The sequence below is a fragment of the Arsukibacterium sp. genome, from assembly GCF_036735525.1.
Classification (GTDB): domain Bacteria; phylum Pseudomonadota; class Gammaproteobacteria; order Enterobacterales; family Alteromonadaceae; genus Alishewanella.
In genome coordinates, this window is sequence record NZ_DAINOE010000003.1 from 37,900 (window position 1) to 58,036 (window position 20,137).

Annotated in this window: 21 protein-coding genes; 5 read left to right on the plus strand and 16 right to left on the minus strand. The window is 47.5% G+C overall.

The features are described 5' to 3' along the window. Window positions 1-86: 86 nt before the first annotated feature. From V7D78_RS01245 to mpl, 4 genes are read right to left on the minus strand one after another with little or no spacing between them, the layout of a single operon-like run. Entirely contained in the window at window positions 87-857 is a 771-nt protein-coding gene (locus V7D78_RS01245) for an ABC transporter permease (RefSeq protein ID WP_333606607.1), read from the minus strand. After that, window positions 854-1,780, minus strand: a complete 927-nt coding sequence (locus V7D78_RS01250) for an ABC transporter ATP-binding protein (protein WP_333606608.1) — start codon at window positions 1,778-1,780, stop codon at window positions 854-856. The genes V7D78_RS01245 and V7D78_RS01250 overlap by 4 nt, the downstream gene beginning before the upstream one ends. Before the next feature lie 38 nt (window positions 1,781-1,818). Continuing rightward, window positions 1,819-2,436, minus strand: a complete 618-nt coding sequence (locus V7D78_RS01255; protein ID WP_333606609.1) for a flavin prenyltransferase UbiX — start codon at window positions 2,434-2,436, stop codon at window positions 1,819-1,821. A 15-nt stretch (window positions 2,437-2,451) separates the two neighbouring features. Then, window positions 2,452-3,834 carry a UDP-N-acetylmuramate:L-alanyl-gamma-D-glutamyl-meso-diaminopimelate ligase gene (gene mpl / locus V7D78_RS01260; protein WP_333606610.1) on the minus strand — a complete coding sequence of 461 codons (1,383 nt, stop codon included), beginning with the start codon at window positions 3,832-3,834 and terminating at the stop codon, window positions 2,452-2,454. A 133-nt stretch (window positions 3,835-3,967) separates the two neighbouring features. On the opposite strand from mpl, the gene V7D78_RS01265 reads away from it, so the two are divergent. Together V7D78_RS01265 and ppa are read left to right on the plus strand one after the other, a co-directional pair. Beyond that, window positions 3,968-4,945, plus strand: a complete 978-nt coding sequence (locus tag V7D78_RS01265) for a class 1 fructose-bisphosphatase (protein WP_333606611.1) — start codon at window positions 3,968-3,970, stop codon at window positions 4,943-4,945. Between the two features lie 118 nt (window positions 4,946-5,063). Then, entirely contained in the window at window positions 5,064-5,591 is a 528-nt protein-coding gene (gene ppa, locus V7D78_RS01270; protein ID WP_333606612.1) for an inorganic diphosphatase, read from the plus strand. Between the two features lie 54 nt (window positions 5,592-5,645). Here ppa and V7D78_RS01275 read toward each other — a convergent pair whose 3' ends face one another. Beyond that, window positions 5,646-7,874 carry an EAL domain-containing response regulator gene (locus tag V7D78_RS01275; RefSeq protein ID WP_333606613.1) on the minus strand — a complete coding sequence of 743 codons (2,229 nt, stop codon included), beginning with the start codon at window positions 7,872-7,874 and terminating at the stop codon, window positions 5,646-5,648. 222 nt (window positions 7,875-8,096) lie between these two features. On the opposite strand from V7D78_RS01275, the gene V7D78_RS01280 reads away from it, so the two are divergent. Next, entirely contained in the window at window positions 8,097-9,026 is a 930-nt protein-coding gene (locus tag V7D78_RS01280; protein ID WP_333606614.1) for a TIGR03899 family protein, read from the plus strand. Here the strand turns inward: V7D78_RS01280 and V7D78_RS01285 are convergent. The 7 genes from V7D78_RS01285 to dusA form a co-directional block, all read right to left on the minus strand. Continuing rightward, window positions 9,023-11,152 (minus strand): response regulator, encoded by a 2,130-nt coding sequence (locus V7D78_RS01285; RefSeq protein ID WP_333606615.1) that lies wholly within the window; start codon window positions 11,150-11,152, stop codon window positions 9,023-9,025. The genes V7D78_RS01280 and V7D78_RS01285 overlap by 4 nt on opposite strands. A 101-nt stretch (window positions 11,153-11,253) precedes the next feature. Next, entirely contained in the window at window positions 11,254-12,009 is a 756-nt protein-coding gene (locus V7D78_RS01290; RefSeq protein WP_333606616.1) for a TIGR04219 family outer membrane beta-barrel protein, read from the minus strand. 5 nt (window positions 12,010-12,014) lie between these two features. Beyond that, window positions 12,015-13,004 carry a DUF2333 family protein gene (locus V7D78_RS01295; protein WP_333606617.1) on the minus strand — a complete coding sequence of 330 codons (990 nt, stop codon included), beginning with the start codon at window positions 13,002-13,004 and terminating at the stop codon, window positions 12,015-12,017. Window positions 13,005-13,006: 2 nt separating this feature from the next. Continuing rightward, a complete protein-coding gene (locus tag V7D78_RS01300) occupies window positions 13,007-13,456 on the minus strand; it encodes a copper chaperone PCu(A)C (RefSeq protein WP_333606618.1) in 450 nt (149 codons plus the stop codon). Between the two features lie 100 nt (window positions 13,457-13,556). Further along, complete coding sequence (locus tag V7D78_RS01305) at window positions 13,557-13,760, minus strand: PspC domain-containing protein (RefSeq protein WP_333606619.1); 204 nt, start codon at window positions 13,758-13,760, stop codon at window positions 13,557-13,559. Between the two features lie 178 nt (window positions 13,761-13,938). Next, a complete protein-coding gene (locus tag V7D78_RS01310) occupies window positions 13,939-14,256 on the minus strand; it encodes a hypothetical protein (RefSeq protein ID WP_333606620.1) in 318 nt (105 codons plus the stop codon). Window positions 14,257-14,482: 226 nt separating this feature from the next. Continuing rightward, window positions 14,483-15,469, minus strand: coding sequence for a tRNA dihydrouridine(20/20a) synthase DusA (gene dusA / locus V7D78_RS01315; protein WP_333606621.1), 987 nt, complete (start codon window positions 15,467-15,469; stop codon window positions 14,483-14,485). 195 nt (window positions 15,470-15,664) lie between these two features. On the opposite strand from dusA, the gene V7D78_RS01320 reads away from it, so the two are divergent. Together V7D78_RS01320 and V7D78_RS01325 are read left to right on the plus strand one after the other, a co-directional pair. Next, complete coding sequence (locus V7D78_RS01320) at window positions 15,665-16,102, plus strand: transcriptional repressor (protein ID WP_333606622.1); 438 nt, start codon at window positions 15,665-15,667, stop codon at window positions 16,100-16,102. 136 nt (window positions 16,103-16,238) lie between these two features. After that, the gene (locus V7D78_RS01325; RefSeq protein ID WP_333606623.1) at window positions 16,239-16,703 is read left to right on the plus strand and encodes a chemotaxis protein CheX; all 465 of its coding nucleotides are present in this window, start codon (window positions 16,239-16,241) and stop codon (window positions 16,701-16,703) included. A 66-nt stretch (window positions 16,704-16,769) separates the two neighbouring features. Here V7D78_RS01325 and alr read toward each other — a convergent pair whose 3' ends face one another. From alr to rpsR, 4 genes are all read right to left on the minus strand, one after another. Next, window positions 16,770-17,855 (minus strand): alanine racemase, encoded by a 1,086-nt coding sequence (gene alr / locus V7D78_RS01330; protein ID WP_333606624.1) that lies wholly within the window; start codon window positions 17,853-17,855, stop codon window positions 16,770-16,772. After that, window positions 17,855-19,240, minus strand: a complete 1,386-nt coding sequence (dnaB, locus tag V7D78_RS01335) for a replicative DNA helicase (RefSeq protein WP_333606625.1) — start codon at window positions 19,238-19,240, stop codon at window positions 17,855-17,857. The genes alr and dnaB overlap by 1 nt, the downstream gene beginning before the upstream one ends. Before the next feature lie 187 nt (window positions 19,241-19,427). Continuing rightward, window positions 19,428-19,880 carry a 50S ribosomal protein L9 gene (rplI, locus tag V7D78_RS01340; protein ID WP_333606626.1) on the minus strand — a complete coding sequence of 151 codons (453 nt, stop codon included), beginning with the start codon at window positions 19,878-19,880 and terminating at the stop codon, window positions 19,428-19,430. An 18-nt stretch (window positions 19,881-19,898) separates the two neighbouring features. Beyond that, on the minus strand, window positions 19,899-20,126 hold the full coding sequence (gene rpsR / locus V7D78_RS01345; protein ID WP_008218940.1) for a 30S ribosomal protein S18: 228 nt from the start codon (window positions 20,124-20,126) through the stop codon (window positions 19,899-19,901). Window positions 20,127-20,137 lie beyond the last annotated feature (11 nt).

Genomic DNA, 20,137 nt, shown 5'->3' on the forward strand with positions numbered 1-20,137 from the left:
GAGCTGATAAAACAGCCCCTTTGTCTGCCAAGAAAAGGGGCTAACTGTACTGCAACTTGTGATTAAAGTCTGCAAAAATTTCCGCCTTAGCTGCGCAAGCCAATGCCACGGCTAATCAGGTACATGGCGAAGCTGTAGAGCACCGCAATAAAGCCCAGCACCACGGCCAGCGCCAGGTACAGGCTCACGTCACTCACCCCTAAAAAACCAAAGCGAAAGGCATTAACCATATAGACTACCGGGTTCAATGCTGCCACTTGCTGCCAAAAACCGGGTAATAAGGTCAGTGAATAAAACACACCTCCCAGATAGGTCAGCGGGGTTAATACAAAGGTGGGAATAATACTGATGTCATCGAAGGTTTTCGCATAAATAGCGTTAATCAGCCCACCCAGCGCAAACAACATAGAAGTAAGCAGCACAGTGGCAATAATAATAAACAGGTTATGAATCTGAATGCTGACAAAAAATAACGACAGCACGGTAACAATAATGCCCACCAGAATGCCGCGCGCCATGCCGCCACCGACGAAACCTAACACAATAATATAATTGGGCACCGGGGCGACCAACAGCTCTTCGACATTACGCTGAAATTTGGCGCTGAAAAAGGACGAAGCGACATTGGCATAAGAGCTGGTAATCACCGACATCATAATCAGCCCCGGCACAATAAACTCCATATAGCTAAAGCCCCCCATATCGCCAATGCGTGAGCCAATTAAGCTGCCAAAAATGACAAAGTATAAACTCATGGTAATGGCCGGTGGCACCAGAGTTTGCACCCAAATCCGCATAAAACGGGTGATTTCTTTGTCCAGAATGCTTTTTAAGGCAATAACATAAAGTGCTTTCATTCTGCGCTTTCCCGCCCCTGCTCTACCAAATTAACAAACAACTCTTCCAGCCGGTTGGCTTTATTACGCATCGACAACACCTGCAGGCCCTGAGCGGTGAGCTGACTAAAAATGCCATTTAAACCCTGGGCTTTATTCACATCCACCTCAATACTGTTGTCATCCAGCGGCCGCCAGCTAAAGTCAGTAAGCTGCAGTTGGCTGGTTGCTGCTGACAAATCCAGAATAAAAGTTTCTTTACCCATTTTGGCCAGTAAGGCCTTAATACTGGTGTTTTCAATAATGCTGCCTTTATCAATAATGGCGACATTACGGCAGAGCATCTCGGCTTCTTCCAGATAATGAGTAGTTAAAATAATGGTCACGCCCTGCTGGTTAATTTTGCGTAAGAACTCCCACATTGAGCGGCGCAGCTCAATGTCGACACCAGCAGTGGGTTCATCCAGTATTAATAACTTTGGCTCGTGCATCAGTGCGCGGGCTATCATCAACCGCCGCTTCATGCCGCCAGATAATTCGCGGGCCCGGGCATCACGCTTTTCCCACAGCCCCAGCTGCCCCAGGTAAGTCTGGGCCCGTTGCAGCGCCAGTTTTTTCGGCACGCCATAGTAACCCGCCTGATTCACCACTATCTGCAGTACCGTTTCAAACTGGTTAAAATTAAACTCCTGCGGTACTAAGCCCAGCTGGCTTTTGGCACTTTCCAGCTGGCTATCAATATCATAGCCAAACACTTTAACGCTGCCTGAGCTTTTGTTTACCAGCGAGCTTATCACACCTATAGTGGTGCTTTTACCGGCGCCATTGGGGCCAAGCAGCGCAAAAAAATCGCCTTTAGCGACCTGCAAATCAATGCCAGTCAAGGCCACTGTGCCGCTTTTATACACCTTGTGAAGCTGTTGAATATCTAATGCCAAACTCACGGCGTTGCTCCTGATTGCTGACTGTGGGGGCTGATTATTTACTGTGGGGGCTGATTACTGTATCCCCAGCGTGCAACTAATTGTTGATCCAGCCCCAGTTGTTGCAATATTCTGGCGACCATAAAATCGACTAAATCACTGATCTGTTTTGGCTGATGATAAAATCCGGGTGCAGCAGGCATTATACACACCCCTATGCGTGCCAGTTTCAGCAGGTTCTCCAGATGAATGGCACTGAGCGGGCTCTCTCGCGGCACTATGATCAGTTTACCGCCTTCTTTAATCACCACATCGGCTGCCCGTTCTATCAAATTATCACTGGCGCCACTGGCAATCGCCGCCACCGTGCCGGTAGAGCAAGGGCAAATCACCATCTGTCTGGGCGCTGCCGAGCCTGAGGCGACTGGCGAGAACCAGTCATCCTTGCCATATACCGTCAATAACTCTGGCGCGCAATTAAACTGTACCAGCAGTTGCTCGGTGCATTTATCGGGGGAGGCTGAAAGCTTAACATCGTGTTCAGTAGCAAACACCACCCTGGCTGCACTGGATATCAGCAAGTGCACCCGTATGCCCTGTGACAGCAGCAGCTGCAGTAAGCGCCAACCATAGGGCGCACCTGAGGCCCCGGTAAAGGCTAAAGTTATCTCTTTCATGTGCTTTGCACCTTGTTAAATGTCATCGCGGCTATTGCTGGGGTGGTGCCAATGTTGCGCCAGCGCCGCCACCAGTTTGTCGTGAATACCGCCGAAACTGCCATTACTCATCATGACAATGTTATCACCGGCGCGGGCATCTAAGACCAGCTGCGCAATAAGGTCAGGGATGTCATGCCACAGTTGCGCTTTGGGGCTAAGACTGCGGCATAATGGCTCCAATGACCAATTGACGTTGGCGGGCTCAAATAAATGCACTTTATCGGCAATAGCCAGCGATACTGGCAAGGCCGCTTCATGCACCCCCATGCGCATAGTATTAGAGCGTGGTTCCAGTACGGCGATTAAGCGCCCCTGGCCCACTTTATTACGCACGCCTTGCAAGGTAGTGGCAATGGCCGTTGGGTGATGAGCAAAGTCATCATACACCTTAATGCCGGCAATCTCGGCTTTTAACTCCATGCGCCGCTTCGGTGCAACAAAATGGCTTAGCGCCTCCAGTGCCACAGCAACAGGCACCCCGACATGACGGGCCGCAGCTATAGCCATTACCGCGTTATCGACATTGTGCTGGCCGCTTAACCCCCAGTGCAATTCACCTTGGTATTGCTGTTGATAAAACAGTTTAAAAGCACTGCCATCGGAATCTATCAGTTCTGCCTGCCAATCCTGACCATAACTCTGGCGTTCACTCCAACAGCCCATGGCCAGTGTTTGACTGACCGCCATGGTATCTTCCGGGGATAACACCAGGCCATTAGCGGGCACCATGCGCAATAAATGGTGAAACTGCCGCTGAATAGCCGCCAAATCAGCGAAAATATCCGCATGATCAAACTCAAGATTATTAATGATCAGCGTACGCGGCCGGTAATGCACAAATTTAGAGCGCTTATCAAAAAAAGCCGTGTCGTATTCATCGGCTTCAATGACAAAAAATGGTGACTGGCCTAACCTGGCCGAGCAATCAAAATTTTGCGGGATACCACCAATTAAAAAACCAGGGTTAAGGCCAGCAGCTTCTAAAATCCGGGCCAGCATACTGCTGGTGGTGGTTTTGCCATGGGTACCGGCTACGGCAAGTACCCAGCGGTCTTGCAGCACTTGCTCTGCTAACCACTGTGGGCCTGAAGTATAACGAAGGCCACGGTCCAGCACGTATTCTACCGCCGGGTTGCCGCGAGATAACGCATTCCCAATAATCACCAAGTCAGGCTCAGGATAAAATTGAGCACTGTCATAGCCCTGAATTAAGCCTATACCTAAGGCTGCCAACTGCTCACTCATCGGCGGGTAGACTTGCTGATCTGAGCCTGTGACCTGGTGTCCCATGGCCTTAGCGATAGCGGCAATACCGCCCATGAAGGTGCCACAAATGCCTAAAATATGTATATGCATAAGGTTTTCCACTGCAAAAACGCGTTCCATTGTAGCAAATATGCATAAAGCTGCGATCAAAACTGCAATTTGCGGATAAATTCTTTAAAATAGCCAGGCCTCACTACACAATATTAAAAAAAGGACCTGTACCATGCGTCGTATTTCTCCAGTACTGCAACAGGACGGCGTTGATCCGGACCTGATAGCCTTACTTAAAACCATCCTCGCTGCTTGTCGTGAAATTGCGTTTCGGGTAAGTCGGGGCGAATTAGCGGGCGTGCTCGGTTCTACCCTGGCAGAAAACGTCCAGGGCGAAACACAGAAAAAACTCGATATCATCGCCAATGAGCTGTTAAAAGAAGTGATTCTGGAAACCGGCGTGGTGAAAGCCATCAGCTCTGAAGAAGAAGATTTTATTGTCGCCGGCAATCCACAAGGTAAATACCTGGTGACTTTTGACCCGCTGGACGGCTCCTCTAATACAGACATCAACAGTTTAATCGGCACCATCTTCTCAGTATTGCCTGCTAAAGCTGAGCTGTCTGCTGATGATGCCGCTCAATTTTTACAGCCAGGTACCGCGCAACTGGCCGCCGGCTATGTGTTATATGGCCCCTCGACTATGCTGGCACTGACCACAGGCAAAGGCACCCGATTTTATACGCTGGATAATACCTATGGCGGTTTTTTGCTGACTGCAGAACAGGCGACCATCCCTAAGTACACCACAGAATTTGCGCTAAATATGTCGAACCAGCGCTATTGGCAACCAGAAATGCAAGCTTACATAGCAGATTTACTGCTGGGTAAAGAAGGCCCTCGCGGTAAAAACTACAATATGCGCTGGATAGCCGCCATGGTTGGTGATGTGCACCGCATCCTTTGTCGCGGGGGGATCTTTGCTTATCCAAGCGATCGCAAAGATCCAAACAAACCCGATAAACTGCGCTTAATGTACGAAGCCAATCCGATGAGCTTTTTGGTAGAGCAAGCCGGTGGTATTAGCTCAACCGGCTTTCTGCGGATTATGGAGATAGTGCCTACCGATATTCATCAACGGGTAGCGGTTATTCTTGGTTCTAAACATGAAGTGGAAAGCTGCCTTGGCTACCATAAAAAGTCACCCTGAAGCGCAGTAATTCGGTTTGACGGGCTAAGCCTTTGGTCGAGACCCGGCAACAATATATAGCCATTTTTATTGTCGCCATTATAATGGCGGCATTCGAATAACCAAAAAGGACAGAGCAATGAGTTTAAGCGATGTAGCGGCAGGTAAAAACCTGCCAGATGAAATCAACGTTATTATTGAAATTCCGGCCAATGCCGACCCAATTAAATACGAAGTAGATAAAGATACCGGCACTGTCTGGGTTGACCGCTTCATGTCAACGCCAATGTTTTATCCGTGTAACTATGGTTTTGTAAACCATACTTTGTCATTAGATGGTGATCCGGTAGATGTGTTAGTACCAACACCTTACCCACTGGTTCCGGGTGCCGTTATCCGCTGCCGTCCGGTTGGCGTATTAAATATGTCTGATGAATCAGGTGAAGATGCCAAAGTCATCGCCGTGCCAGTCAGCAAGCTGACCAAACTGTATGACCATATTCAGGACATTAACGATGTACCTGAACTGCTTAAACAGCAAATTCAGCATTTCTTTGAGCGCTACAAAGAGCTTGAGCCAGGTAAATGGGTAAAAGTGCTGGGTTGGGCTGATGCCGCAGCGGCTAAAGCCGAAATCATGACCTCCTTTGAGCGCGCTAAACAGTAAGCTCAGTTCATAAAAAAGCCGGTTCTAAACCGGCTTTTTTATCTTTGGCAGCATCTAGCCTCCACCGGTATGCAATTTCAGGTACTCGATTAACTCCGTGCTGGGCATAGGCTTGGCATAATAAAACCCCTGCACTTCATCACAGCCCATGGCTTTAATGGCCTGCAGTTGCTCCTGTGTTTCCACCCCTTCGGCGATGGTAGATAACCCTAAACGCCGGCCCAGGCTAACAATAGTCTCAGCAATTAATTCACCACCATTAGTACAGATATCACGAATAAAGGCTCTATCGACTTTGATGCGATCCAGCGGTAATTGCTGCAAGTAACTTAACGAGGAAAAACCAATACCAAAATCATCAATAGCCACTTTAATGCCGAAGCTTTTCAGCTTTTGTAGTGCATCAATAACTATTTTTGGCTCATCCATTACCACGGATTCGGTAATTTCTAACTCGAGTAGCGCCGGATCAATCTGATGGCGTTGCACACTGTCAATCACCGATTGCACAAAGTGCTGACTGCGAAATTGCGGCATAGACACATCAACGGCAATACGCAGATTCACAAAACCCAGCTCGGTTAACTGACGAATTTGCAAACAGGCTTGCTCCAGTACCCATAAGCCGATATCTACGATTAACCCTGAATATTCGGCCAGCGGAATAAACACCGCCGGCGAAATAAATTGTCCGGGTTGCTGCGGCCAACGCAATAAGGCTTCCATACCGACCACTTGCTCAGTGGCTAAGGCTAACTGCGGCTGATACCACAGCTGCAATTTGTCACGAGCGAAATCAGAACGCAGCATGCGCAGCATGGACAAGCGACCTGCCATCTCGTCTTCCATATCTTGTTGATAAAACTGGTAATTTAAACTTATATTCTTTTTGGCTTTATTAAGAGCGATATAAACATGTTTTAAAATGGTAAGCCCCTGTTCGGCAGAATCCATTAACCGGCACAGGCCAAAGGTGGCATTGACCTGCAGCGCATGTTCTGATGCCTGGAAGGGCTCATCAAATAGTGCATTTAATCGCTCAGGTGTTAATTCCTGCTCTGGTCCGACCAAACCAAACACATCGGCGCCAATACGCCCTAACTGCGAGCTGATGCCAAAATGCTCAATAATCCGTAGTGTTACCGCAATCAGTAAGTCATTGCCGACATCCTGCCCTAAGCCATCATTGACATCAGAAAAATGGTCAATATCAATCAGTACTGCCACCATCCCCTGGGGATCAAAGCGCCGGGTATCCTGCAATATCTGAATAAATTCATTGCGGTTAGGCGTTTTGGTCAGAGGATCTATATAAGCAGCATGTTTAAGTTGCTGAAAAAGCGTAACGTTTTCATAGCCAATTGAAATGTTGCTTAAAAACACCTCTATAAGCTGCCTGTCGATATCTTCAATAGGCCTGTTGGTCTCAATGTATACCGCGGCGCAGTGCGCATCATTACCCAGATACAACACTGTATCGTTGGCATTAAAAATATGTTGCCGGGTGTGCAGACAAAGCTTGATTTGCTCAATGATCTGGGTGTTTTCAATGCGATCTAACTGACACTTGATAAAGGGCGCATAATGGCCAGCCGCGCCAAGCACATAAATTTTATCACTGGCACTGCCATCATCTTCAATCTGTGCGCACAATACGCCCTCTGCATGCAAGCCAATCAGCGACGAAATTTGTGTAACTACGCCTTCTGAAAACTCATGCAAAGAATGCTGCTCTAACAAATTGGCACCGGCATTAATAATTTTTTGCAGGCCAATACGGCTTTGATTGATAGTCCTAATTTGCTGATAAGAACGAATAGAAGAAATGATGGACGTAACCAGCTTGCTACGGGTCAACTCGGTTTTCGTTTTGTAATCGTTAATGTCGTATTCTTTGATCACGCTCTCTTCAGGAGCGTAACCGGGCTGACCGGTTCTCAGTACAATTCTGAGCTCATCTAACCCTAATTCATCCCTGATTTGCCGGACCACCTGCAAACCGGCATCGTCAGTTTCCATCACGACATCAAGCAGCACCAGGGCAATATCTTGTCGTTGCGATAAAAAAGCGATGGCTTCTTTAGCCGAGTACACATGATGAAACACCAGTTTTTTACCCAGCACCAGCAGATCACTTAACGCCAGCCTGGTCACAGTATGAATTTCTTCATCGTCATCAACAATAAGCAGATGCCACTCCCCTCTGCTGGGTGTAGCTACTTGTGCTGATATCTCGTCTTCTGCTAAAAACAGAAATCCTTCATCTGTTTCATGTGGCGTCATTGCATAGCCTTTTACTTGATTACGCTATTAAATATACATGCTTATTTACTAAAAGAGGAAGCCCTGTTTAATTATTTTGAACACCTGCTCAAGCAATTTAGCACGATGCTATGTCACAGCAAATAAAATACCATCGCAATTAGCTTTCAAAGCGTCAAAAAAGTATAAGACCTGTGGTTGATTGTTTCAGTTAGCTTGCCCCAGGCAGGCGTTAGTGCCAAGATGGGTATTGCCGCAACTCAGCCATTAACAAGAAATATGACGAAAATTGGTTCATCCATTACACAACGCAAAGTTCAGCACGCGGGCAAGCAAGCGCTGAGCAAAGCGGTTGTGGCAGCTGAGAACGAAGCTGTGAGCAACCTCAGTGCTACTGCCGCCCGGCAACGTTTTGGTCAGTTACTGTCACGTTCAGGTGCCGCTGGAACTGATGGCAACCTTAGTCTGGCGGAAAGAGCGGCACGACGAAAGCAAATGCAACATGAACGCCAGCAAGCAAACCTTGAGCGTATTATGTCACTGGCCGAAGAGTATTGCTCAGTGCAACTACCTCAACAAGACATAGAGCCCGATTGGTTTAATCAATATTGCGAATTGGTACTGGATATTTCAAACGCCAGCATGCAGCAACTTTGGGCTAAAATTCTGGCCGGTGAATTGGCAGCGCCAGGGCGTTTTGCGTTAAAAACCCTGTTAACACTAAAGCAAATGAGTGTTCGTGAAGCGGTTGCCTTGCAACATGCAGCTGCCTTGAGTTGTAGATTGCGATCTGAGCAGGCCGCTCGCATTTACTTTGGCTATAGCCGTAAACCCTCGCTGTGGCATTGGTTAACTGGCCGACAACTGGCACTGTTAAACCTGAGCCAATTTCAATTAAGCTACCCACAAATATTAAGTCTAATTGATATCGGTATTTTACATAGCAGTGAAATAGAAAGTGGTGAATTGCAAAACGGTCAACGTGTGCATTGGCAGATACAACAACAAGTGCTTAACGGCAGTGTTAAACAAGCCGGTGTGGTCCTGCAGTACTATAAATATACCCCAACAGGTGCTGAGCTGCTGCCACTTATTCAGTGCCAACCACAGCAACACTATATCAGCGCCCTACAGAAAATGCTGGCGCCTGTTGTGCAATTCGAGGCGATTTAGGATAACAATTGATAATGGTGTAGCAAGGTTTCCAGCCTTTGCGGTTCAAGCGGTTTAACAATAATATCATTCATACCAGCAGCTAAAAAAGTAGCGATTTCTTCGGGAAGGGCATGGGCAGTAAACGCCAAGATGGGAGTATGCTGATAGGCCGGCTGTTGCCTTAGATGTCGGGCTATATCAACGCCTGACATATCGGGTAACTGGATATCCAGCAAAATAAGATCAAACTGCTGATATTGACACAGCGTTAGTACCTCGGCGCCTGTACTGGCCGTAATTACCGACAACGGTTTATCTTTTAACACTAACCTTACAAAGGCCAGATTAGTTTCACTGTCATCCACTACCAGCAATTGCTTAACTGATTGCACCTCAAATAGTTGCTGAGCCCTTACTAATAACTGTTCACTGCAAAAACAATGATAATAACTGACAGGGAACGACCAATTGGGCGCAAGAGCACCACAGACTATAATGTTTTGCCGTCTTAGTAAGGCTTTCAATGTCAGAGGCAATTCACCTAACTTATGCACATCTTGCATCAGCAATACATCCGGTTGATGTCGCTGCAGCATTCGCTCAAGTTCAGTAAAACTGGAGCAATACAAGCTTTGTGCTGCTAAAGCACTAAATAACAGTTTGCGCTCAGTTAACCGCTCATGATCTGCATCCAAGACTATCAGCAAGGGTAGTAAGGTCGGAGGTGACTGGGTAACGGCGGGTAAAGTAAGCATTAAGCTGATATTGCAGCCTAAGCCATCCAGTGACTGCACGGTAAGATTAGCTTGCGGTGCCTGCCCCACCGCAGATAACAATCCCAAATCTGCCTGCTGCCAGGGCAATAACGCAGGTGGCAGCTGCTGCAGTTCGGTAATCAGTGTAGCTGGCAAACCATCGCCATCACAATGCAGTTGTAATTGAAGTTGGCATTGATCTTTGACTGCCTGTAATTTAATCCTCAACTGCAACCTGCTGACGCCCGTTGAGCGCAAACCGCATCGGATCAATGCCTGCAACAAAAAGTGGAATACATCCTGTTCGATATAAGGCATCAGCGTCAGGCAGCTGCTGTCTTCAACACATTCCAGAATAATGTTTTCAGGCAAGATACCGGGCAAAGAGCAAACCAGTTCCGACAACGCCTTAGGCATTGGCAAAGGTGAGGGCGGCACAATGGCAGCCGAAAACAAAAAGTGCCCCTGTAACAGATTGCTGGACAATAACACCGTCAATTCAGCCGTATCCAGTTGATCTCTTGCTAACCACATTTGCCGGGTATTTTGTAACCACAACTGTAGTTGCTGTTCTTGCAAACGCAGCTCGCTTTTTTGACGCAATACTTCTGCGTTAAGTTGCTGCTCACTTTGCTGTAATTGCTGAGCGCGCAGTTCCAACTGATGTTGCTGTTGCTGATGCCGTAAATGCTGTTGTTCTAACTGGGACGCCAATTCATTAGCGGTATGTTTCAGTGGCAGTACAGCGCTATGCACCCGGGCTGTGAACCGCTCAGTGTGCTGACCACGCCCAAGCAGACTAAACCACTGCTGCAATTGATTAATATCGGTTTGCTGACGTTTAAAGTAACGGCGCAGCCAACTACTATGCAGCAACAACAATATCACTAGCAACAAGGCGCTCAAGGCAGTGGGCCATAACCACAGCTCACGGTTGCTGTAACTGTCGAACTGCACAGCAAGATAAAATTGGGCAGGACTGCCGCTAGCGGCAATATCAACCGATGATAGCGGTTGCCAGGCCATAGCGCGGCCATCTGGCAAATGTGTGAATAAAAACCGCTCACTGAGCTCAATCTGCAATTGCGCCGGCAGTGGTTCAATAGCTACAGTACTGGCCAGTAATTCGCCATGACGGCTATACACTGCCAACGCCGACAAAGGTAAAGAGGAACTAAATTTTAACTGGGTCAAATGCGCAGCAACCTGCTCCGGCGGAACTTTCCCTAAATAAGGACGCAAACCTATTTGTGCCAGCGCTGAAAATTGCTGTAACTGGCTTTGAAACTGCATAGTGGCATCATAGCGAAACCATAAACTTAGCAATAACATTGCCAGCAAGGCCGCCGCATATAGCGGCACTAATAAATGTCGGTAGAGTTCAGTCAAAATACGGCCTGCCGCAAAACAAGTAACTACACTATAAAACGATTAAGCGGGACTCACAAGACGCCGCCAGAGAGCAAAACCACACTGGCGGCTGAAAAAGGCTAAAAGTGAAGTTCTATTCCGGCGAATACGCCTTTAAAATCGACGTTAGTATAGAGGTTGTCTAGATCATCCAGCTTTAAGTTTACCGCCCGGTAACCCAGTTTTAAGCGCACATTTACTGCCAGACTATCTACGACTTTATAAGCTACACCGGCTTGCACATCATACATGCGACTATCGCTCCAGCCGATAAAACTTCCACTGGCGAACAGATCCAAACCGGTTAAAGGCAATCCCACCTGAGTACTGGCATACAACATTGGTAGCCATTGTGATACCTCCTCTTCACCGCTTCGGCCTTGTGGCACTTGCTCTCGAACAAAGGCACGCCCTTCAACCAATTTTGCGTTTAAGCCAAAATCCAATGAAAGCAATGCATTATCTAAAAGCTCATAATACAGCACGACATCAGTGCTGCTTAAATCCAATTCGTTAAAAATGCGGCTGTTGACATTAAAGTTTTGGCCGGCAAAGTTAAATTGCTGCTGAATATCAGTACTGCCACTGGATTTCAAATCATTGTATTGTAAACGAACATTAGGCAAAACCGGTATTGGATGCTCCAACGCCAGATAAAAACTACTTTGAGTGGAGGGCTCAAAATTAAAGGCTTGCAGAGGCTCATTGTTTCCAAAGCTACCACTCGTATCGGTACGCCAACCATCGGCGCCTAGATACAAACCAAGTAAAGTGTCTGCCTGGGCACTGGTGCTGATACCGGCAGCCAGCAATGCAATGACAAAGGTATTTTTCATAAAGGCTATCCTTGAGACAGTAATTCCGATAATTCAATTAAAGCGGCATTCGCACGGGAAATGTAATTTGCCATGACCAAACTATGATTAGCCAGCAAACCAAAGCCACTGCCATTTAGCACCATTGGGCTCCAGACGGTTTGCTGAGTAGCTTCCAGCTCCCGGATGATTTGTTGCAAACTGACCATGGCATTACGTCGGTGCAATACATCAGCAAAATCCACTTCTACTGCTTTTAAAAAATGCAATAAGGCCCAGGCGGCACCTCGGGCCTCATAAAATTCGTCATCAATTTTCCACCAGCTGGTCTGAACACGCTGCGCGATCATAGTACCGGTAGATTGCCGGGCTTCAGCATCACCCGCTAAATCCGTATTAAAACGCTCTTGACCGACACTGGCACTGAGGCGCTGTGAATAACTGCCTAAACGCTTTTCAACATTTTTCAACCAGGAACGCAGATTATCTGCCCTGGCATAAAACTGGTTATCAGGCTGGTTGGCATCTGCTAAGGCTGAGCGATATAAATACAACTGAGCAATGGCTTTACGGTATTCAGATTCTGCACTGGGTAACATCCAGCTTTGATGATCAATATTCAGCTGCGGCTGCGCCACCCGCAAGAAAGCATTTTCAGCCGATTGCGACTGTGAACGGCTAAAATCTCTGCGCAAGGCTAAGGTTAAATCCCGGGACATTTCTAACACCCCAAATTCCCACGCAGGCATATTATCCAGTAAGCTAAAAGGTGGCAGCACATCATTTGACAAATATCCACCCGGCTTATCCAGCAAGGTTTCAGTTACCCGGATCAGCGCCGTTACTGTTGGGTAGCCAACAACACGCTGCTGATTCACACTATGGCTGTTCTGCACCTCGTCGACCAGCAGAGCCAGTTCGCGGCTAATCCAGCAACTGAGTAGAAACAACAAAAATACCAATATCGCCGCCGATAGCAGCAGAGTGCGCTGTAATGACTTATTGAGCAATGACATATTTATCGCCTTGGCATAGCTACCACGGGCAGCTCTGTGTGTAATGTCTGGCCATCCGCAAATTCCAGGGTCAACGGTATTTTTAGACTTTCAGTAAGCTCTTGTTGTGGATTAAATAACATCAAATGTAAACCACCAGGCTGAAAGGTAACGCTTTGCTCAGCAGCAAGGTCCAGCTTGTCAAGGCGTACCATACGCATCACGCCATCCTGATGTAAGTGGGTATGAATTTCAACACGTTCAAACGCGGGGCTAGAAGCCGCTATCAGGGTGACAGCTTGTTGCTGTTGATTATAAATAGTTAAATACGCGGCAGTGACAGTCCTGCCTGGCATCGGCATACGGATCTGCCCCGGCTCAATACTCAGCTGGGTCGCACTCAGAACAGCAGTAAACAACAACGCCACTGAACAAAGCAACATAGATAAAACTCGCAGGGACACAACTCGCATAGTTAACTCCTTTAACGAATGATAAACCGCAGGTAAATGTAACAGTTTAATCAGTTCAGGTATGCGTTATACCATAAAATTGTGGCGAGTTACCGTAAAGTCAGTAATAACATTTGGGTAACAACATGGCCGCCGCTACATAGGCTGCAAGCGCCAGCAAACCAGAACACAGTAACAATACCACGGCGATAACACGTACCATTAACACCGGCTGTTGATAATAATCTGCCAAACCAGCACAGACACCAGAAATTTTGCCAGCTGCTGTTAAACGATACCAGCTTTTATTGCGTTCAATTGTCATATTAGTTCCTTGTCTTAACAGATAGACTTGCCTGGTTTTACCAGACGGCAATGGTACTAACGCCGGTAACCTGGCTTATGAAAATGCCATACCAGCCAGGCCGGTACACAACCGAGAATTAATCCCAGCACCGGCAGTAAATACATCAGCAGTATTACACTGCCTGACATCAGCATGGTTATTCGCTCCGCGATGGCAGCAAGGCGGACTGCGCCAAAGTCACACTGGCAACGCCTATAGTTTGAGCCGAGGTCGTTGCTTGCATAGCGATACCAAGCAATGCCTGACTGGATTGCTGTTGTATGGTATGGCTTAACTGTTGCTGTTGCTGATAGTGCATTAACTCCAGTTGTGCCGCCAATTTACTGCGGCCATCAACCAGGATTGGTGCAATATTAACCTGCGGATTATAATCGACATTGGTGGTCATCTCAGCAGGTGCCGCCTGACCTAAGGTCAGTGAAAACACAACAAGGCTTAAAGTTGATACTGGCATCATATGCTCCTTAACGTAACTTTTAGTGAACTGAACCATTTCAGTTCACTAGTTATTTCAAGGCTTATGCCAACTAAGGTGATAATTTTAAGATATTGATTTATAAGTTATTTTATTTTAATACCTAACATCAATCACTGCTGAAAAAAACAGCTAGAACTAAAAAGTAGTGAATTTAACCAGTCATTTAGTCAAATTCACCAGTAGGATTTAAACCTTGATGACTTCACGCCAGCTCAACTTCCGGGACTTTTGCCAACGCCTGTAGCAGTAATTCCGGTGTTGCCTCTGCCAGATGCCCTTGCTCACTGAGTAAACGCCGCCATTGCCGGGCGCCCGGCATACCCTGAAATAACCCCAGCATGTGCCGGGCTATATGCCAGAAACGAGCGCCTTGTTGCATTTGTTGCTCCGCATAACTGGCCATCTGTTGCACAAGTTGATGCTGACTCAGCAACGGATGCGGATCCTGATATAGCGACGCATCTACCTGGCTTAATAAATAAGGGTTGGTATAAGCTTCACGCCCGATCATGACGCCATCCAAATATTCCAGCAACTCCCTGGCGTGTTGCAGTGTTTTAACCCCGCCATTAATACTGATATCCAGCAAGGGGAACTCCTGCTTTAACTGATATACCCTGGGGTAATTCAGCGGCGGAATTTCGCGGTTTTCTTTTGGGCTTAAGCCTTGTAACCAGGCTTTGCGGGCATGCACAACAAATTGCTGACAACCGGCTTCAGATACTACAGATACAAAATCCTGCAAAAACTGATAGTCATCCGAGTCATCAATACCGATACGGGTTTTCACTGATACCGGTATGGATACCGCATCCTGCATCGCTTTTACACAATCCGCTACCAGTTGCGGATTCGCCATTAAGCAAGCACCAAACATACCGTTTTGCACCCGGTCGGATGGACAACCGACATTCAAATTGACTGCAGCATAACCGCGTTGCTCGGCTAGTCTGGCACAGTGTGCTAACTGCGCCGGGTCTGAGCCACCCAGTTGTAACACCACGGGTTGCTCAGCCATATCAAAAGCCAGATAATCGCCTTTACCATGAATAATTGCGCCGGTTGTCACCATTTCGGTATAGAGCACTGCATGGCGGGTCATCAACCGGTGAAAATAACGGCAATGTTTATCCGTCCAATCCAACATGGGTGCTACTGAGAAGCGTTGGGGCAAAATAGATGCGTTCAAACTCACTTCACCTTCGTATCTGAATGAGGTACTTTATGAGCATAATTTTAGCATAACCCTTCTGTAAAAGGACTGTTTTGATGCAATGCAGCAGCAAGGTATTGCTCTCAAGGTTTACCGGGCTGTTATAGCGCTGAGTATGGCAGTTGTTTAGCAATATGTTACACTGCTTCAGATAGTAACAGGAGAAAGCTTATGTCCACTGAATCTCTGGTAAGCAGGGCCCGGACCATGTGTGAGCAAAAAGGTGCGCGCTTTACTGCCATTCGGGAAAAGGTGTTTCGTTTAATGGCCGAAAGCCAGGGAGGCCAGGGTGCTTATGAGCTACTGGAACAATTAAAAGCCACTGAACCGGCAGCCAAACCTGCCACTATATACCGGGCACTGGAATTTTTAACTGAGCAGGGTTTTATTCATAAAATAGAATCTAATAATGCCTTTATGCTCTGCCATCATTTTGGCCATCATCATCCGGCGCAATTACTGATATGCCAGCATTGTGGCAATGTCACTGAGTTGCATTCCAGCGCCTTACAACAAGAATTCAGCCGGTTAGCCGAAATCAGCGGTTTTGTACTGCAACATCAAACGATTGAAGGCCTTGGCACCTGTCGAAGTTGCCAGCAAAATTGACTGGATAAATGATTATAAAAACAATAAGCTATCTTGTTTATTTTTTAAAACACACCTAGTCTTATGCTAATAACACTTTTCACTCACACTGCGCGACACATTGTGCGCAACCGACGTTAACCAATAGGCATGACAGATGAATGTAGAGTATATAAACCCGTTTTTGTCTTCATTAGTTAATGTATTGGCAACTATGGCCAACACTACTATTACCCCTGGCCAGCCGCGGATTAAAAAAGATGAAATCGCCCGCGGTGATGTATCCGGATTAATTGGCATGGTCGGCCCCACTATCAAAGGGTCGTTTTCCGTCAGTTTTGAAGAACCGCTGGCACTGGAAATTATGTTCCGGATGCTTGGTGAACGCCCCAAAGGTATTAATGCTGATGTCACCGATATGGTCGGCGAAATCACCAATATGGTGACTGGTGGCGCAAAACGCATTTTAGGGGATAAAGGTTATGAATTTACCATGGCCACGCCCATTATAGTCTCAGGGAAGAACCACACTATTACCCACAAAGGTGAAGGTCCCACCATCTTAATGCCGTTTAATTCTGAGTTTGGTAAAGTTCATATTGAAGTGAGTTTTGATAAGTAAGGGTGTCTCTGGCAGCTAACCCATGCAAGGCTATCTGCCAGTACCAGATTACCATGGCTGCCACCATTACTTAATATTAGTATACCGGTAATCTACCCGCGGCGTAATGTTGCATAACAACTCATAAGCAACAGTGCCTGCAGCCGTTGCAACTTGTTCTATGGGTAACTCTGGCCCCCATAATACCGCTTCATCACCAATTGTTGCGTCAGGCTCTGGCCCTAAATCAACGGTGATCATATCCATTGACACGCGCCCGGCGAGGTGAACGATGCGGCCATTTAACCACACTGGTGTGCCATTGGCGGCGTGACGCGGATAACCGTCCCCATAGCCAATGGCAATCACCGCGATAACAGTATCAGCTTTTGCTTGCCAACTGGCACCATAACCTACAGTATCCCCCTGCTTCACCTGTCGCATAGCTATGACTCTGCTGCTTAAACGCATTACCGGCAGCAATAGATGATCCCTGCCAAGTTGCCCCAGCATGGGTGAGATACCATGCAGCATTAACCCTGGTCGCACCCAATCTAACTGGCTTTGCGGCCAGGCAATGATACCTGCACTGTTGGCCAGACTACATTGCTCCGCTTTATCAGCACAGAGTTGTTGAAATAAAGCCAGTTGCTGCAGGGTTTGAGGTGCGGCCAGTTCGTCGGCACAACAAAAATGGCTCATTAAACGAATGCCAGGCTGCACCGTTGCGCATTGCCATAATCGGCGATAATACTCGTCAGTTTGCGCAGGCGCTATACCCAACCTGTGCATGCCGGTATCAATTTTTAACCAGACTTTCAATTGTCCGGCCAGCGGTGTTTGCTCCAGCGCTTCCAGTTGCAGTTGGTTATGCACCACGGTTTGCAGGTTATTGGCCAGCAATACCGGCAGCTCAGCGGCTTCATAAAAGCCTTCCAGCAGCACTATAGGTTTAACGATGCCACCGGTACGCAGTGCCAGGGCTTCATCGATGCGCGCCACCGCAAATGCATCCGCCTGGTGAAGCGCTTGAGCCACCTGCACCAGGCCATGCCCATAGGCGTTGGCTTTTAATACGGCCAGCACCTGACTGTTGGCTGCCAACTGTTTTACCCTGGCCAGATTATGCTGCAGAGCAGATAAATCAATGTGCGCCAATGGCCGGCGGCTCATTAATATTCATCCTCAAAACGCGCGCTTCCCGCGTAGTTATCAAAGCGCGAATAATGGCCATGAAAGGTCAGCCGCACCTTGCCGATAGGGCCGTTACGCTGTTTACCGATGATGATTTCGGCCAGGCCTTTATCAGCACTGTCTTCGTGATACACCTCATCACGGTAGATAAACATGATTAAATCGGCGTCTTGCTCTATAGAGCCGGACTCACGCAAGTCAGAATTCACCGGCCTTTTATCTGCGCGTTGCTCCAGGCCTCGGTTTAACTGAGACAGCGCCACTACCGGCACTTTTAGCTCTTTCGCCAAGGCTTTTAAAGAGCGCGAAATTTCGGCAATTTCCAGGGTACGGTTTTCACTTAAGCCAGGTACTGTCATCAGCTGCAGGTAATCGACCATGATCATGCTCAAACCACCATGCTCCCGCGCTACCCGCCGCGCTCTTGAGCGCACTTCAGTGGGTGTCAGGCCAGAGGCATCATCGATATACATTTTGCCTTTGGTGTTTAATAGCTCAATGGCCGAGGATAAGCGGGCCCAGTCTTCATCTTCTAACTGCCCGGTGCGCACCTTGGTTTGGTTAATGCGGCCCAGTGAGGCCAACATCCGCATCATAATTTGATCTGAGGGCATTTCCAGACTAAAAATCAGCACAGGTTTATCGCTGGTAATCGCCGCATGCTCACACAGGTTCATGGCAAAGGTAGTTTTACCCATAGAAGGCCGCGCTGCGACAATGATTAAATCCGACGGTTGGAAACCATTGGTCATTTTGTCCAAATCGACATAGCCAGACGATAAGCCGGTAATGCCATTTTGTGGCGATTGGTACAAGGCATCAATTTTGTCGATGGTTTTCGCCAGTATGCTGTTAATCGGCTCAGGCCCTTCATTGGCATTGGCGCGCTGCTCTGCAATTTTAAATACCTTGGTTTCGGCAAAATCGAGCAGTTCTGCACTGGTACGGCCCTGGGTGTCGTAACCGGCATCGGCAATATCGTGGGCGACCGATATCATATCGCGCACCACAGCGCGCTCGCGCACTATGTCGGCATAAGCCATAATATTGGCGGCACTGGGGGTATTTTTGGCAATTTCGCCTAAATAGGCAAAACCCCCAATGTCGTCCAGTTGCTGATTGGCTTCCAGCGATTCTGACACGGTAATTAAGTCTATCGGTTGGTTGCTCTCAGCCAGACGCGACATGGCACTGAAAATAAAGCGATGCGAGCGCAGATAAAAATCCTGCTCCACCACTTTTTCTGACACCCGATCCCAGGCCTCATTATCCAGCATCATTCCGCCCAGCACCGATTGCTCGGCTTCAATCGAATGTGGAGGCATCTTAATCGCCGCCACCTGCTTATCTTTTGGACTACTCATAACACCGACTGGATTATCAAACTCAGGCTGCAATGCTACCCTGCAAGAAACAGAATAAAAAGCACAGACTGTAAAAAATTAGCATATAAACACAGGATAAAAGAAAAGCGACATATGGAACAACGGAGAAGAGAGAGGATTGGTGCAGAAAAGAGAAGCGCACTGCGCGAGCAGTGCGCTCTGAGCCTTAGGCTTCAGCGATAATAACAACTTTAATGGTTGCTACTACTTCAGCGTGTAACTGCAGATCGATATCGAACTCGCCAGTATCACGTAAAGTACCGTTAGGTAATTTCACTTCAGCTTTAGTCACTGGCACGCCAGCTTCAGTAATGGCATCCGCGATATCGCGGGTACCTACTGAACCGAACAGCTTGCCTTCGTCACCGGCTTTAGAAGCGATAGTCACTTCAGCCAGTGCCGCCAGCTTAGCAGCGCGGTCGTTAGCAGCAGCTAAATCAGTAGCCAGTTTGGCTTCTAATTCAGCACGGCGAGCTTCAAATTTCTCGATGTTAGCTTTGTTAGCTGGAACCGCTTTTCCTTGTGGGAATAAGAAGTTACGAGCATAACCAGACTTAACAGTAACATTGTCACCTAAACCACCAAGGTTTGAGACTTTGTCTAACAGAATAACTTGCATACTTATACCCCTTCTGTATTAGCTGTGTGAGTCGCTGTATGGCAGCAGAGCCAGGTAGCGAGCGCGCTTGATAGCACGAGCCAGCTGACGCTGATACTTAGCGCTGGTACCAGTAATACGGCTAGGTACGATCTTGCCGCTTTCTGTAACGTAGTTTTTCAGAACAGCGGTATCTTTGTAATCAATCTCTACAGTGCCTTCTGCAGAAAAACGGCAGAATTTACGGCGACGGAAAAAACGTGACATTTGTCTGTCTC